Raw genomic sequence first — 13,630 nt, forward strand, 5'->3', positions numbered from 1 at the left:
CCTGTCTAACGAACTTGTGGGCCGATGAATCGGCTCTTGGCTTCAATATGAACGCTGCTGTCATCGGCGTCTTCGAGGATGAAAGTCACCTCGTTGGTGCTTGACGGCAGTTGCTCCGGCGCACTCGACAACTCCACCGGCATGCTGACGATATCGCCGGCGGCCACCTTGATTTCGCGCCGGCCTTGCAGCTTGAGGTCGGGCAGGCCGGCGGCGTCGAGCACGTAGGTGTGGTCGTGCTGGTCCTTGTTCATGATCTTCAGGCTGTAGACGTTTTCGATGCGGCCTTCAGCGTTCTCGCGGTACAGCACGCGGTCCTTGCTGACGTCGAAGCCCACCAGTGAGCGCATGAAGAATGCGCCAACCAGCAAACCGATCATCGCCAGCAGCACCAGCGCATAGCCGATCAGCCGTGGGCGTAACTTATGGGTCTTCTGGCCGGACAGATTGTGCTCGGTGGTGTAGCTGATCAGGCCGCGTGGGTAGTCCATCTTGTCCATGATGTTATCGCAGGCATCGATACAGGCGGCGCAGCCGATGCACTCGATCTGCAGGCCGTCGCGGATATCGATACCGGTGGGGCACACCTGCACGCACATGGTGCAATCGATGCAGTCGCCCAGGCCCTGGGCCTTGTAGTCGACGCCCTTTTTACGCGGGCCGCGCACTTCGCCACGCCGCGGGTCATAGGAAACGATCAGGGTGTCCTTGTCGAACATCACACTCTGGAAACGCGCATACGGGCACATGTAGATGCACACCTGCTCGCGCAGCCAGCCGGCGTTGCCGTAGGTGGCGAGGGTGAAGAAGCCCACCCAGAAGTACGACCAGCCGTCGGCCTGGCCGGTGAAGAAGTCCAATACCAGTTCGCGGATCGGCGAGAAGTAGCCGACGAAGGTCATACCGGTGACAAAACCGATCAGCAGCCACAGCGTGTGCTTGCTGAACTTGCGCAGGAATTTGTTGGCGCCCATGGGCGCCTTGTCGAGCTTGATGCGCTGGTTGCGGTCGCCTTCGGTGACCTTTTCGCACCACATGAAGATCCACGTCCACACGCTTTGCGGGCAGGTATAACCGCACCACACGCGGCCGGCGTACACGGTAATGAAAAACAGCCCAAAGGCTGCAACGATGAGAATGCCCGAGAGCAGGATGAAATCCTGGGGCCAGAACGTTGCGCCAAAAATGAAGAACTTACGCTCCGGCAGGTTCCACCACACCGCCTGGTGGCCGCCCCAGTTCAGCCACACGGTGCCGAAGTAAAGCAGGAACAGGCCGGCGCCACCGAGCATGCGCAGATTGCGGAACAGCCCGGTGAAGGCGCGGGTGTAGATTTTCTCTCGCGAAGCATAGAGGTCGACGCTTTTGGCAGGCGGGGTAACGTCATGTACCGGTATCTGGTTGCTCATCATTGCATCCCACGGCGGTGGAGATTTGCCTCGGCCAGTACGTGCCAACCGCGGTCAAATTAAGGGTGTTGCAGTGGCCTAATGATACGCCCCCGATGCTGCGCAAAGGGTGCGACCTTTGGTCGCGTTGGGGCAAATCAATTGATGGTGTAAGTGACCTGGATCAATTGACTTGTTAAGTATGGCCGGTTTTTGCTCGCAGGACGGTCATTCGTCCCATGGATTGATCAGCGCAACGCCGCTGGATTTGAAATCGCTGACGTTACGTGTGACGACAGTAAGCCCATGAACCAGAGCGGTTGCGGCGATGAGCGAGTCACTCTCGTTGGCGCCGTCTGGAACATGCAAGTGCGCACTACGCAACGCGACGGCCGCGTCGACGGGCAGGATTCTGGCATCAAAGGCGGGCATCACATGACGCCTGAGCCAGGTCCTCAATACCTTCCCTTGAGCCGGGTCTCGCCGCTCAATGCGCAGAACGCCGGTTTCCAGTTCCTTCAGCGTGATCGCCGAGATAAACATACGCGGCGCTATCACGCTTTTGGCCCAGGCGACTACGTTTGCATCCGCCTGGGGTTTACGAAGTTCGGAAATAACGTTGGTGTCGAGTAGATACATCAAGAAAGGTCCACGGGTCGATGAATGATCACGGCACGTTCGGTTTCGAAGTCGATATCGGCCGCTTCCGGCATCACCAGCAGGTCAACGATGTCGGCATTCAGACCTGTGAGTTTCTGGTAGTCCTCAATGCTTAGCAGCACATGGGCGGGCTTGCCGCGATCGGTGATAAAAACCGGGCCGTTGCGCGCGGCTTTTTTGGCACCACTTGTGTCCTGGTTGAATTCGCGGCTGGAAATGGTCGTGATGGTCATGGGCGCCTCCCAATGAATGGTGTTAATGTAGTTACGTTACTACGTCGTGGTTGCAAGCTTCAAGCTGCAAGCTGCAAGCTACAAGCTGCAAGCTGCAAGCTACAAGGGGTGGGCGTCATTCGCTTGTCTGTGCATCTGGAACGAAAAAAGCCCCGTCAGCGAACGCAGACGGGGCTTTTCTCTTGCCGCTTGCCGCTTGAAACCTAGTCCTGCTTCTGCGACAAGCTGTACACGTACGCCGCCAGCAAATGCACCTTGTCATTGCCCTGCAGTTGCTCCTGCGCGGGCATCTGGCCCTGGCGACCATAGCGAATGGTCTGCTGCAACTGGGCGAAGCTCGAACCGTAGATGAACGCACCCGGATGCGTCAGGTCCGGCGCGCCCATGGCGGGAGTGCCCTTACCGGCCGGGCCGTGGCAGGCCACGCAGTTGGCGGCGAAGAGTTTCTCACCGTTGGCTACGTCGGCCTTGGCGCCTTCGGGCAGTTTTCGGCCGTCAAGCTGGGTCACGACAAAACCCGCTACGTCAGCCACACCTTGCTCGCCGATGACTTCGGCCCAGCCTGGCATCACCGCGTGGCGGCCTTGCATGATGGTTTGCTTGATGGTTTCCGGTTCGCCGCCCCAGCGCCAGTCGGCGTCGGTCAGGTTGGGGAAGCCGTAGGCGCCCTTGGCGTCGGAGCCGTGGCACACCGAGCAGTTGGAGGCAAACAGCCGGCCGCCCATCTTCAAGGCTTGCGGGTCCTTGGCGACCTCTTCAATCGGCATCGACGCGAATTTGGCGAAGATCGGCCCGAACTTGGCCTCTGACCTGGCCATTTCCTTTTCCCATTCGTGCACGCCGGTCCAGCCGGTCTGGCCATTGGCAAACGCGGTTTGCTTGTCGTTGTCGAGGTAGTTGTAGCCCGGCAGCAGGCCTTTCCAGTTGCCCAGGCCCGGGTACAGCACCAGGTAGCCGAGGGCGAAGACGATGGTGCCGACAAACAGCATGAACCACCATTTGGGCAGCGGGTTGTCGTATTCCTCGATACCGTCGAACGAGTGGCCAACGGTCTCGTCCGTCTGCTCGGCGCGCTGGCCCTTGCGGGTCGACAGCAGCAGCCAGGTCAGGGCGAAGATGGTACCCAGACTGAGGACTGTGACGTACAGACTCCAGAACGTAGTCATTCTTTGTTACTCCTAGACGCTTGCTCGACGTGCTTGATGGCTTCGGGATCATCTGCAAAGGGCAGCATGGTCGCGTCGTCGAATTCCGATTTGCGCCGTGGGCTGAACACCCACAGCGCCAGGCCTATAAAGGCCACCATCACCACAACGGTGCCCAGGCCGCGAATCATCCCGATATCCATGCCGGTCACCGTTTGCTTTTGATGAGGGTGCCAAGGCCTTGCAGGTAGGCCACCAATGCGTCCATTTCGGTCTTGCCCTTCACGGCTGCGGCTGCTCCGGCGATGTCTTCGTCGGTGTAGGGCACGCCCAGGGTGCGCAAGACTTCCATCTTCTTCGCGGTGTCCTTGCCGTCGAGCTTGTTTTCCACGAGGAACGGGTACGCCGGCATTTTCGACTCGGGCACCACGTTGCGCGGGTTGTACAGGTGCGCGCGCTGCCAGTCATCGGAGTAACGCCCGCCGACACGGGCCAAATCCGGGCCGGTACGTTTGGAACCCCACAGGAACGGGTGGTCCCACACGCTTTCCCCGGCAACCGAGTAATGGCCATAGCGTTCGGTTTCGGCACGGAACGGGCGGATCATCTGCGAATGGCAGCCCACGCAACCGTTGGCGATGTAGACGTCGCGGCCTTCCAGTTCGAGGGCGGTGCGCGGCTTCATGCCTTCGACCGGCTTGTTGGTCACGTCCTGGAAAAACAGCGGGACGATCTGGGTCAGGCCGCCGATGCTCACGGCGATGACCATGAAGAAGGCCAGCAGGCCGATATTCTTCTCGACGACTTCATGCTTCATCAGTGGGCTCCCACAACGGCGATCTTGGCGGCGGCTTCGGCTTCTACAGGGTCCGAAGCACGCACGGTGCGCCAGACGTTGTAGGCCATGAACAGCATGCCGGCGGCAAAGAACGCACCGCCCAGGGCACGGACGATATAGCCCGGATGGCTGGCTTGCAGCGCTTCGACGAAGGAATACGTGAGGGTGCCGTCATCGTTGATCGCACGCCACATCAGGCCCTGGGTGATGCCGTTGACCCACATCGAGGCGATGTAGAGCACGGTGCCGATAGTGGCCAGCCAGAAGTGGGTGTTGATCAGCCCGACGCTGTGCATCTGTGCGCGGCCGAACAGCTTGGGGATCATGTGATACAGCGCGCCGATGGAAATCATCGCCACCCAGCCCAGAGCCCCTGCGTGTACGTGGCCGATGGTCCAGTCGGTGTAGTGGGACAGCGAGTTGACGGTCTTGATCGCCATCATCGGGCCTTCGAAGGTCGACATGCCGTAGAACGCCAGCGATACCACCAGAAAGCGCAGGATCGGGTCGGTGCGCAGCTTATGCCAGGCGCCCGAGAGGGTCATCATGCCGTTGATCATGCCGCCCCAGCTCGGCGCCAGCAGGATGATCGACATCGCCATGCCCAGGGACTGTGCCCAGTCCGGCAGCGCGGTGTAGTGCAGGTGGTGGGGACCGGCCCAGATGTACAGGGTGATCAGCGCCCAGAAGTGCACGATGGACAGGCGATAGGAGTAGATCGGACGTTCGGCCTGTTTCGGCACGAAGTAATACATCATTCCGAGGAAACCGGTGGTCAGGAAAAAGCCGACGGCGTTATGCCCGTACCACCACTGAATCATCGCATCGGTCGCGCCGGAGTAGGCCGAATAGGACTTGAACAGGTTCACCGGCAAAGACGCGTGGTTGACGATGTGCAGCATCGCCGTGACCAGGATAAACGCCCCGTAGAACCAGTTGCCGACATAGATGTGCTTGGTCTTGCGCTTGACGATGGTGCCAAAGAACACCACGGCATAGGTCACCCACACAATGGCGAGCAAAATGGCGATCGGCCATTCCAGCTCGGCGTATTCCTTGGTGGTGGTGTAGCCCAGGGGCAGGCTGATGATGGCGCCGACGATGACCGCCTGCCAGCCCCAGAAGGTGAAGGCGGCGAGGCCATCGGAGATCAGGCGCGTCTGGCAGGTACGCTGCACGACGTAATAGGAGGTGGCAAACAACGCACAGCCACCGAAGGCGAAGATCACCAGGTTGGTGTGCAGCGGGCGCAGACGGCCGAAGGTCGTCCAGGGCAGGTCGAAATTCAATTGCGGCCAGACCAGTTGCGAGGCGATGAACACCCCGAGCCCCATGCCAAGGATCCCCCAGACCACCGTCATGATGGCGAACTGGCGAACCACCTTATAGTTATAAGCAGTCGGACTGATTGCTGTGCTCATTCTAAGGTTCCACGGTTTAAGTATTTTTATAGGTAAAATCGGCCGCAAGTATGTAGAAAGCGAGGGGCCATTGCAACGCAATGACTGACCTGTATCAAGGCGTTCCACGCCAGATTCTGCGCCCTTTCCATGTTGTGTGTAAGGATAAAGTCAGAAATCGAAAGCTGATCGAGTGGACAGGAATTTTCGAGGGCGCAACGGATACCGTCGCGTACGCCAGGATTGGCCCACTGCAGGAACAAGCGTAGACCCGAAAGCGAGGAGGGGACAGTTGGGTTTTGAAGGGGTGTGACACTTGGTCGCGAATGTCGCAACACTGTAGGAGCGAGCTTGCTCGCGAAAAACGTCAACGGTAACGCGGTCAGTCTGGTCTATCGCGTTGTGTTTACGTGCTTCGCGAGCAAGCTCGCTCCTACAAGTGCTAATGGGTCAGGCTATACACATAGGCCGCCAGCAGATGCACTTTGTCATTGCCTTGCAGCGCTTCCTGCGCCGGCATCTGGCCCTGACGGCCATGGCGAATGGTCTGCTGCAATTGCGCCAGGCTGGTGCCGTAGATAAACCCGGCTGGCTCGGTCAGGTTTGGCGCACCCATGGCTTCCACGCCGTGGCCTTGCGGACCGTGACAGGCCACGCAGGTGGTGTTGAACGTGGCCTGGCCCGCCACGAGGTCGGCAGTGCTGTCGGCGGGCAAGGGCAGCTTGGCCAGGTCGTGGCGTACATAGGCGGCGACATTCTTCACCCCATCCTCGCCCAGTACTTCACCCCAGGCCGGCATCGCCGCGTGACGACCGCCCATGATGGTGGCCTTGATCGCTTCGGCCGAACCGCCCCAGCGCCAATTGTTGTCCGCCAGGTTGGGGAAGCCATACGCGCCCTTGGCATCCGAGCCGTGGCACACCGAGCAGTTGGACGCGAACAGGCGACCGCCCATTTTCAGCGCTTGCGGGTCCTTTGCGACTTCTTCCACCGGCATGGCCGCGAATTTGGCGAAGATCGGCCCGAACTTGGTGTCGGCCTTGGCCATCTCCTTGTCCCACTCCTTGGCCGACGTCCAGCCGTCTTCATAGCCCGGCAACACGCCTTTCCAGTTGCCCAGGCCCGGGTAGAGGATCAGGTAGCCGACCGCAAACACCAGGGTGCCGGCGAACAGCATGAACCACCACTGGGGCAGCGGGTTGTCGTATTCCTCGATACCGTCGAAGGCGTGGCCCATGGTCTGGTCGACGCTGCCCTTGGTCTCGCCCTTGCGGGTACCGATCAAGAGCCAGGTCAGGCCGATCAGGCTGCCGAGGGTCAGTACGCAGATCCATGTACTCCAAAACAGGGTCATGGCCGAGTGCTCCTTATTGCAGGCTCTTCTTGAGCGTCGGATGGAGAAGGTTCATCGGCGAAGGGCAGCAGGCGCGCCTGCTCGAATTCCGCAGTGCGCCGGTTGTTGAACACCCACAGCGACAGGCCGATAAAGGCGATGGCGACCACCAGCGTGCCGAGGCCGCGGATGGTGCCCGCATCGAATTCAAATCCCATGGCTCACCTCTTGCTCTTGATGGCAGTACCGAGTACTTGCAGGTAGGAAACCAGCGCGTCCATCTCGGTCTTGCCCTTGAGGCTGGCGACCGCGCCCGTGATGTCATCGTCGGTGTACGGCACGCCGAGGGTGCGCATCACCTTCAACTTGGTCTCGGTGTGGCTGCTGTCGACGGCGGCGGTGACCAGCCACGGATAAGCCGGCATTTTCGACTCCGGTACCACGTTGCGCGGGTTGTACAGGTGCGCGCGGTGCCAATCGTCCGAGTAGCGTGCGCCGACGCGGGCCAGGTCCGGCCCGGTGCGCTTGGAACCCCACAGGAACGGGTGGTCCCACACGCTTTCGCCCGCCACCGAGTAGTGACCGTAGCGCTCGGTCTCGGCGCGGAACGGGCGGATCATCTGCGAGTGACACTGCACGCAGCCTTCACGGATGTAGATGTCGCGGCCCTCCAGTTGCAACGCGGTGTAGGGCTTCATGCCTTCGACCGGCTTGTTGGTCACGTCCTGGAAGAACAGCGGGACGATCTGGGTCAGGCCACCGATGCTCACGGCGAGCACCATCAGCAGCATCAGCAGGCCAACGTTCTTTTCAATCGTTTCGTGTTTCATCACAGACTCCTCAGGCCAGCTGCGCGACAGGGACAGCTTCGACAGGCTGCACCGAACGCACGGTGCGCCAGGTGTTGTAAGCCATCAGCAACATGCCGCTGAGGAACACCGCACCGCCCACCAGCCGCACGATGAAGCCTGGGTGACTGGCCACCAGGGTTTCGACGAAGGAGTAGGTCAAGGTGCCGTCTTCGTTGACCGCACGCCACATCAGGCCCTGGGCAATGCCGTTGACCCACATCGAGGCGATGTAGAGCACGGTGCCGATGGTGGCCAGCCAGAAGTGCGCGTTGATCAGGCCGAGGCTGTACATCTGCTCGCGACCGAAGACTTTCGGGATCATGTGGTACAGCGCGCCGATGGAAATCATCGCCACCCAACCGAGTGCGCCGGCGTGTACGTGGCCGATGGTCCAGTCGGTGTAGTGGGAGAGGGCGTTGACGGTCTTGATCGCCATCATCGGGCCCTCGAAGGTCGACATGCCGTAGAACGCCAGGGACACCACCAGAAAGCGCAGGATCGGGTCGCTGCGCAACTTATGCCAGGCGCCCGACAGCGTCATCATGCCGTTGATCATGCCGCCCCAGCTCGGGGCCAGCAGCACCAATGACATCACCATGCCCAACGACTGCGCCCAATCCGGCAGCGCGGTGTAGTGCAAGTGATGAGGGCCGGCCCAGATATACAGGGTGATCAGCGCCCAGAAGTGCACGATGGACAAGCGATAGGAATACACCGGGCGTTCGGCCTGCTTGGGCACGAAGTAGTACATCATCCCGAGAAAGCCTGCGGTGAGGAAAAAGCCCACAGCGTTATGGCCGTACCACCACTGCACCATGGCATCCGTCGCACCGCCGTACAGCGAGTAGGACTTGGTCAGGCTGACCGGGATTTCCAGGTTGTTGACGATATGCAGGATCGCCACGGTGATGATGAATGCACCGAAAAACCAGTTGCCCACATAGATATGCTTGGTGTTGCGCTTCATGATCGTGCCGAAGAACACGACGGCATAGGCGACCCAGACGATGGTGATCAGGATGTCGATCGGCCATTCCAGCTCGGCGTATTCCTTGGAACTGGTGTAGCCCAGCGGCAGGCTGATCGCAGCCAACAGGATGACAAGTTGCCAGCCCCAGAAGCAGAACGCAGCGATTTTCGGCGCGAACAGCGTTGTCTGGCAGGTGCGCTGCACCGAGTAGAAGGAGCTTGCGAACAGCGCGCAGCCCCCGAAGGCGAAGATCACCGCGTTGGTGTGCAACGGGCGCAGGCGACCGAAGCTGGTCCAGGGCAAATCGAAGTTGAGCGCAGGCCAAACCAATTGGGCCGCGAGAAAAACCCCGAGCCCCATGCCGACGATGCCCCATACCACCGTCATAATGGCGAATTGGCGGACCACCTTGTAGTTATAGGCGGTACTTAAAGTAGTGTTCATGGTTCCCCATCCACGGTTCAACCCAAGCAGATGCGGCACTTGGGCTGGAGTTATAGGCAGACTAAAAAGCGAGGCAAGCATGGGCAAAGAGCACAAGGCCAGTATTGACGGGGATCAATGGGCACAGTGTGTGCGCGAACGCGGCTGGTTGTGGGATGTCGCCACGGGCGCCCCCTCGGGCCAGCCGGCCACGCTGATCCTGGCCCACGGCGCCGGTGCGCCGATGGACTCGGCGTTCATGAACGACATGGCTGCGCGCCTTGCCGGGCATGGTGTGAGCGTATTGCGCTTCGAGTTTCCCTACATGGCCCAGCGCCGTGCGGACGGCGGCAAGCGCCCGCCGAATCCGGCGCCCAAACTGCTGGAATGCTGGCGCGAGGTGCATGCGCAGGTGCGACGTCATGTCGCTGGGAAACTGGCGATTGGCGGTAAATCCATGGGAGGGCGCATGGCCAGTTTATTGGCCGATGAGCTGGGCGCCGATGGGCTGGTGTGCCTGGGGTATCCGTTCTATGCGGTGGGCAAGCCGGAAAAACCTCGGGTCGAGCATCTGGCTGCGCTGAAAACGCCGACGCTGATTGTGCAGGGCGAGCGGGATGCACTGGGTAATCGGGCGGCGGTGCAGGGATATGAGTTGTCGCCGAACATTGAGGTGATGTGGTTGGTGGCGGGGGATCATGACTTGAAACCGCTGAAGGCGTCGGGGTTCAGTCATGAGCAGCATCTGGAGGCGGCTGCGGCGCGCGTGGCTGAGTTTCTGGGTGCCTGTTAGGGACCTATCGGGGGCAAGCCCCCTCCCACATGTTGACCTCATTCCAACCTTGGAACTCGGTCGAGTGTGGGAGGAGGCTTGCCCCCGATAGCGGTCTAGCGGTTGAAACGCTCCACCAGCGAGTACTGGGTATTGGCGGTATGCGTCAGCTCTTCACTCAACTGCGCCGAGTTCATCGCCTGCTCCGAGGTCTGGTCCGCCAACAGCGCAATGGTGCTGATATTGCGGCTGATCTCTTCTGCAACCGCGCTTTGCTCTTCGGTGGCGGCGGCGATCTGAGTGGTCATGTCGGTAATATTGGCCACCGCCTCACTGATGCCCACCAGCGCCTGATCCGCTTCCATCACCCGCGCTACACCCTCTTCGGCCTGGCGATGCCCGGCGTCCATGGTTTGCACGGCTGCGGCCGCGGTGCTTTGCAGCTTGGCGATCAGGGTATGAATCTGTCCGGTCGACTCGGCGGTGCGTTGCGCCAACTGGCGCACTTCATCGGCCACCACCGCAAACCCACGGCCCATCTCACCGGCACGCGCGGCTTCGATAGCGGCATTGAGCGCCAGCAGGTTGGTCTGGTCGGCAATGCCCTTGATCACATCCACCACGCCGCCGATTTCATCGCTGTCCTTGGCCAATTGCGTGACGGTGACACCGGTCTCGCCCACCGCCACCGACAGGCGCTGGATCGCCTCGCGGGTTTCCCCGGCGATATCGCGGCCGCGACCGGTCAGGCGATTGGCTTCCTGGGTGGCATCCGCCGTGCGCTGCACATGGCTGGCGACTTCCTGGGTGGTCGCCGCCATCTGGTTGACCGCCGTGGCCACTTGTTCGGTCTCCACGCGTTGGCGCTCCAGGCCGCTGGAGCTGTTGTGCGCCAGGGTGTTGGACTGCGCCGCCTGGTCGTTGAGGTGTTCGGCGGTGTCCTGCAGGCGGGTGAGGCAGGTCTTCAGACGCGCTTCCTGGCTGAGGATCGACATCTCCAGGCGCGCCTGGGCGCCACGGCTGTCGGTGTACATCTGCGCGATCAGCGGGTCGGAGGTGGTCTGCTCGGCCAGGCGCAGCAAACGCTTGAGGCCGCGCTGTTGCCAGCTCAGGCCGAGCAGGCCCAACGGCACCGACAGCCCTGCAGCCAAGGCAAAGCCCCATTGGGACGTGAGGGTGGCGCCGATCATGAAACTCAACTGGCTGACCAGGATAAACGGCAGCCAGTCCTGCAGCACCGGCAGCCACTTGTCCCGCTGGGGAACGGCCGACTTGCCCTGGTTGATGCGTTGATAGAGCGCTTCGGCCCGGCGGATCTGCTCGGCGGTGGGCTTGATGCGCACCGATTCGTAACCGATCACCTGGTTGCCGTCGAAAACCGGCGTCACATAGGCGTTAACCCAGTAGTGATCACCGGTCTTGCAGCGATTCTTGACAATGCCCATCCATGGCAAGCCTTGTTTGAGCGTCGACCACATATGCGCGAACACCGCCGCCGGAACATCCGGGTGACGCACCAGGTTGTGCGGGGCACGGGTCAGTTCGTCGCGGGTGAACCCACTGATTTCGACAAAGGCGTCGTTGCAGTAGGTAATCACGCCCTTGGCGTCTGTGGTGGAGATCAACCGTTGCTGAGCGGGGAAGGTACGTTCGCGCTGGGTAACGGGTTGGTTATTACGCATGATTGTTCAATCCGCAAGGCTTTCACGGGTTATCGGCCATGGCGGGCGTTTATTTAACTTATTTTTGCAACAATCCAGCTCCCTCCTACCGTCAGGAAGGTTCAGCTAGCCAGTATCGGGTAGGTGAACAGGCCGAAGTGAAGCAGATTCAAGCCAAAGTGCGTGGCAATCGCTGCGCCGAGCCCGCCAAACCGATACGCCAGGCCGTAACCGACACCGGCAATGCTCGCCAGCAGCACCCAGTGCCAACCGGCGCCAAAATGCACAAGGCCGAATATAAGCGAGGCCAGCAGCAGCGCGAGGTTGTCGCCGTAGGGCAGGTGTTTGAAGCGTTGGCTCAGGCCACCCTGGATATAGCCACGAAACAGCGCCTCTTCCACCAGCGTCACCAGCAGCAGGTTGTTCAACACCCATAACCACGCCTGGTCCGGCCACTTCGGCGCCCAACTGATTATCCCAAGCAGGGCTGCGCCACCCAGCGCGGCGATGGCGGTCAGGGTGAGTGCCAGGGCCGTGACGCAGATCGACAGGCGCAATGAACGCCGCGCCACGATCCATGGGCAGGCCAGCAATAACCAGAAGCCGATCAGGGGTTTGTCCTGGTTCAGGTACATCGAGAACGGCACGGCGTCCGGAGTGAAGCGCTGGGGCGCAATGCCGCGGCCATTATGGAAACCCGGCAGCCAATGCATCGCTAGGCCCAGGGCCAGGACGATAAACAAGCCGTGACCCAGGTAGCGTGCCCAAGGGTTGCGTTGCTGGCGTACGGCATACCCGGCCACCAGCAACAGCGCCACTGAGACCGCCGCCAGCACGCCCAGTTGGCCGTAGCTCAAGGCCAGGACATAGCCAATGGAAAGCAGCGTGAGGTACAGCCAGGGCAGAGCAGTCATGTGAAGACCTTCGAAAAAAACGGCCGGCATTATAGCGAGCGGTCCGGCTCGACGGAATGAAAACGCCTCCATGGCCTCAAGTATCCGGGAGCCGCGCGTGCATTCAGGCTGCTCGTGGCTCGCGCCTACTGTTGTGTGGCCGCAGCACCAGCCACAGCGCCCCTGCAATCAGCACCCCACCGTACAGGTGAGCCATGGACAGCGGCTCATCCAGCCACAGCGCGCCCCACAACACGCCGAACGGCGGGATCATGAAGGTCACGGTCATCGATTTGACCGGCCCGATGGATGACAGCAGGCGAAAGTACAAAATGTAGGCAAAGGCCGTACACACCAGGCCCAACCCCAGCAACGACATCCACACCTGCCACCCACCCCAGCTCACCGGTGGCTGGCTGATGGCGCTGTAGGCAAACAACGGCAGCAAGAACAAGGTGGCGCCGAGCATGCTGCCCAAGGCTGACAGGCGGCTGTCCAAACCGCCGCGTTGATCCAGCCAGCGCCGTGCCAGAAAACCGGCAAAGCCATAGCAGGTGGTCGCCAGTAGGCACGCCATCGCGCCCATCAACAATTCCATGTCAAATGCCACCGGCCCCGCACGCGTGAGCACGGCTACGCCAAACAGCCCCAAGGCTACACCCGCGATTTTCGACGGTGTCAGGCGTTCACTGAAGAACAGCCCGCCAATCAGCACGCCCATCAAGGGGGTGGTGGCGTTGAAGATCGCTGAATAACCCGCCGGCAATACCTGGGCCGCCACCGAGTACATGGTTGCCGGAATTCCGGAGTTGATCACGCCCAACAGCAGGACGGTCTTGAACTTGCCCTGGAAATCCCAGCTCACGCGCATCAGTGCAAGAATCACCAACAAGCCGGCGGCAGCGATCGATACGCGGAAAAACGCGGTCGGCACGGTGCCGATTTCCGGCGCGATGATGCGCATGAACAGGAAACTTGCACCCCAGATGGCGGCCAGTCCCAGCAAGTAGAGGGTGTCGACAGGTTTCACGGAAAACTCCTACGCAATCAGGCGGGGGAGTGT

The 13,630-nt window shown here is 60.9% G+C and carries 15 protein-coding genes; 1 reads left to right on the forward strand and 14 read right to left on the reverse strand.

Annotated elements, in window-relative coordinates; genetic code table 11:
- Nucleotides 1-5: 5 nt before the first annotated feature.
- The 11 genes from ccoG to ccoN (CIB54_RS02210) all read right to left on the reverse strand — a co-directional run bounded on the left by ccoG (nucleotide 6) and on the right by ccoN (CIB54_RS02210) (nucleotide 9,262).
- A complete protein-coding gene (gene ccoG, locus CIB54_RS02160) occupies nucleotides 6-1,409 on the reverse strand; it encodes a cytochrome c oxidase accessory protein CcoG (RefSeq protein WP_101218408.1) in 1,404 nt (467 codons plus the stop codon).
- 207 nt (nucleotides 1,410-1,616) lie between these two features.
- The gene (locus CIB54_RS02165) at nucleotides 1,617-2,027 is read right to left on the reverse strand and encodes a type II toxin-antitoxin system VapC family toxin (RefSeq protein WP_101218410.1); all 411 of its coding nucleotides are present in this window, start codon (nucleotides 2,025-2,027) and stop codon (nucleotides 1,617-1,619) included.
- Entirely contained in the window at nucleotides 2,027-2,281 is a 255-nt protein-coding gene (locus CIB54_RS02170) for a type II toxin-antitoxin system Phd/YefM family antitoxin (RefSeq protein WP_043048997.1), read from the reverse strand. The genes CIB54_RS02165 and CIB54_RS02170 overlap by 1 nt, the downstream gene beginning before the upstream one ends.
- A 203-nt stretch (nucleotides 2,282-2,484) precedes the next feature.
- Entirely contained in the window at nucleotides 2,485-3,447 is a 963-nt protein-coding gene (gene ccoP / locus CIB54_RS02175; RefSeq protein ID WP_101218412.1) for a cytochrome-c oxidase, cbb3-type subunit III, read from the reverse strand.
- Nucleotides 3,444-3,629, reverse strand: a complete 186-nt coding sequence (locus tag CIB54_RS02180; protein ID WP_003193169.1) for a CcoQ/FixQ family Cbb3-type cytochrome c oxidase assembly chaperone — start codon at nucleotides 3,627-3,629, stop codon at nucleotides 3,444-3,446. Before CIB54_RS02180 ends, ccoP (CIB54_RS02175) begins: the two co-directional genes overlap by 4 nt.
- Nucleotides 3,630-3,634: 5 nt before the next feature.
- Entirely contained in the window at nucleotides 3,635-4,243 is a 609-nt protein-coding gene (gene ccoO / locus CIB54_RS02185) for a cytochrome-c oxidase, cbb3-type subunit II (RefSeq protein WP_025854274.1), read from the reverse strand.
- A complete protein-coding gene (gene ccoN / locus CIB54_RS02190) occupies nucleotides 4,243-5,685 on the reverse strand; it encodes a cytochrome-c oxidase, cbb3-type subunit I (protein ID WP_101218414.1) in 1,443 nt (480 codons plus the stop codon). The genes ccoO (CIB54_RS02185) and ccoN (CIB54_RS02190) overlap by 1 nt, the downstream gene beginning before the upstream one ends.
- A gap of 421 nt (nucleotides 5,686-6,106) precedes the next feature.
- Complete coding sequence (ccoP, locus tag CIB54_RS02195) at nucleotides 6,107-7,018, reverse strand: cytochrome-c oxidase, cbb3-type subunit III (RefSeq protein ID WP_101218416.1); 912 nt, start codon at nucleotides 7,016-7,018, stop codon at nucleotides 6,107-6,109.
- Entirely contained in the window at nucleotides 7,015-7,215 is a 201-nt protein-coding gene (locus CIB54_RS02200) for a cbb3-type cytochrome oxidase subunit 3 (protein ID WP_065949779.1), read from the reverse strand. Before CIB54_RS02200 ends, ccoP (CIB54_RS02195) begins: the two co-directional genes overlap by 4 nt.
- A gap of 3 nt (nucleotides 7,216-7,218) precedes the next feature.
- Nucleotides 7,219-7,827, reverse strand: a complete 609-nt coding sequence (gene ccoO, locus CIB54_RS02205) for a cytochrome-c oxidase, cbb3-type subunit II (protein WP_057721245.1) — start codon at nucleotides 7,825-7,827, stop codon at nucleotides 7,219-7,221.
- Between the two features lie 10 nt (nucleotides 7,828-7,837).
- Nucleotides 7,838-9,262 carry a cytochrome-c oxidase, cbb3-type subunit I gene (gene ccoN, locus CIB54_RS02210; RefSeq protein ID WP_065949778.1) on the reverse strand — a complete coding sequence of 475 codons (1,425 nt, stop codon included), beginning with the start codon at nucleotides 9,260-9,262 and terminating at the stop codon, nucleotides 7,838-7,840.
- 79 nt (nucleotides 9,263-9,341) lie between these two features.
- On the opposite strand from ccoN (CIB54_RS02210), the gene CIB54_RS02215 reads away from it, so the two are divergent.
- Entirely contained in the window at nucleotides 9,342-10,034 is a 693-nt protein-coding gene (locus CIB54_RS02215) for an alpha/beta family hydrolase (RefSeq protein WP_065949777.1), read from the forward strand.
- A 95-nt stretch (nucleotides 10,035-10,129) separates the two neighbouring features.
- Here CIB54_RS02215 and CIB54_RS02220 read toward each other — a convergent pair whose 3' ends face one another.
- The 3 genes from CIB54_RS02220 to CIB54_RS02230 all read right to left on the reverse strand — a co-directional run bounded on the left by CIB54_RS02220 (nucleotide 10,130) and on the right by CIB54_RS02230 (nucleotide 13,597).
- Nucleotides 10,130-11,695: a methyl-accepting chemotaxis protein gene (locus tag CIB54_RS02220; RefSeq protein ID WP_065949776.1), complete on the reverse strand. Its 1,566-nt coding sequence runs from the start codon at nucleotides 11,693-11,695 to the stop codon at nucleotides 10,130-10,132.
- Between the two features lie 101 nt (nucleotides 11,696-11,796).
- Entirely contained in the window at nucleotides 11,797-12,588 is a 792-nt protein-coding gene (locus CIB54_RS02225) for a CPBP family intramembrane glutamic endopeptidase (RefSeq protein ID WP_101218643.1), read from the reverse strand.
- Between the two features lie 103 nt (nucleotides 12,589-12,691).
- On the reverse strand, nucleotides 12,692-13,597 hold the full coding sequence (locus CIB54_RS02230; protein WP_065949774.1) for a DMT family transporter: 906 nt from the start codon (nucleotides 13,595-13,597) through the stop codon (nucleotides 12,692-12,694).
- Nucleotides 13,598-13,630 lie beyond the last annotated feature (33 nt).

Origin of the sequence: Pseudomonas fluorescens (genome assembly GCF_002837185.1) — a bacterium.
Taxonomy (GTDB): Bacteria; Pseudomonadota; Gammaproteobacteria; order Pseudomonadales; family Pseudomonadaceae; genus Aquipseudomonas; species Aquipseudomonas fluorescens_AM.

Excerpts from the sequence above, each read along its gene's own strand:
- ccoG (WP_101218408.1), bottom strand. The coding sequence starts at position 1,409 with ATGAGCAACCAGATACCGGTACATGACGTTACCCCGCCTGCCAAAAGC.
- CIB54_RS02165 (WP_101218410.1), bottom strand. The coding sequence starts at position 2,027 with ATGTATCTACTCGACACCAACGTTATTTCCGAACTTCGTAAACCCCAG.
- CIB54_RS02170 (WP_043048997.1), bottom strand. The coding sequence starts at position 2,281 with ATGACCATCACGACCATTTCCAGCCGCGAATTCAACCAGGACACAAGT.
- ccoP (WP_101218412.1), bottom strand. The coding sequence starts at position 3,447 with ATGACTACGTTCTGGAGTCTGTACGTCACAGTCCTCAGTCTGGGTACC.
- CIB54_RS02180 (WP_003193169.1), bottom strand. The coding sequence starts at position 3,629 with ATGGATATCGGGATGATTCGCGGCCTGGGCACCGTTGTGGTGATGGTG.
- ccoO (WP_025854274.1), bottom strand. The coding sequence starts at position 4,243 with ATGAAGCATGAAGTCGTCGAGAAGAATATCGGCCTGCTGGCCTTCTTC.
- ccoN (WP_101218414.1), bottom strand. The coding sequence starts at position 5,685 with ATGAGCACAGCAATCAGTCCGACTGCTTATAACTATAAGGTGGTTCGC.
- ccoP (WP_101218416.1), bottom strand. The coding sequence starts at position 7,018 with ATGACCCTGTTTTGGAGTACATGGATCTGCGTACTGACCCTCGGCAGC.
- CIB54_RS02200 (WP_065949779.1), bottom strand. The coding sequence starts at position 7,215 with ATGGGATTTGAATTCGATGCGGGCACCATCCGCGGCCTCGGCACGCTG.
- ccoO (WP_057721245.1), bottom strand. The coding sequence starts at position 7,827 with ATGAAACACGAAACGATTGAAAAGAACGTTGGCCTGCTGATGCTGCTG.
- ccoN (WP_065949778.1), bottom strand. The coding sequence starts at position 9,262 with ATGAACACTACTTTAAGTACCGCCTATAACTACAAGGTGGTCCGCCAA.
- CIB54_RS02215 (WP_065949777.1), top strand. The coding sequence starts at position 9,342 with ATGGGCAAAGAGCACAAGGCCAGTATTGACGGGGATCAATGGGCACAG.
- CIB54_RS02220 (WP_065949776.1), bottom strand. The coding sequence starts at position 11,695 with ATGCGTAATAACCAACCCGTTACCCAGCGCGAACGTACCTTCCCCGCT.
- CIB54_RS02225 (WP_101218643.1), bottom strand. The coding sequence starts at position 12,588 with ATGACTGCTCTGCCCTGGCTGTACCTCACGCTGCTTTCCATTGGCTAT.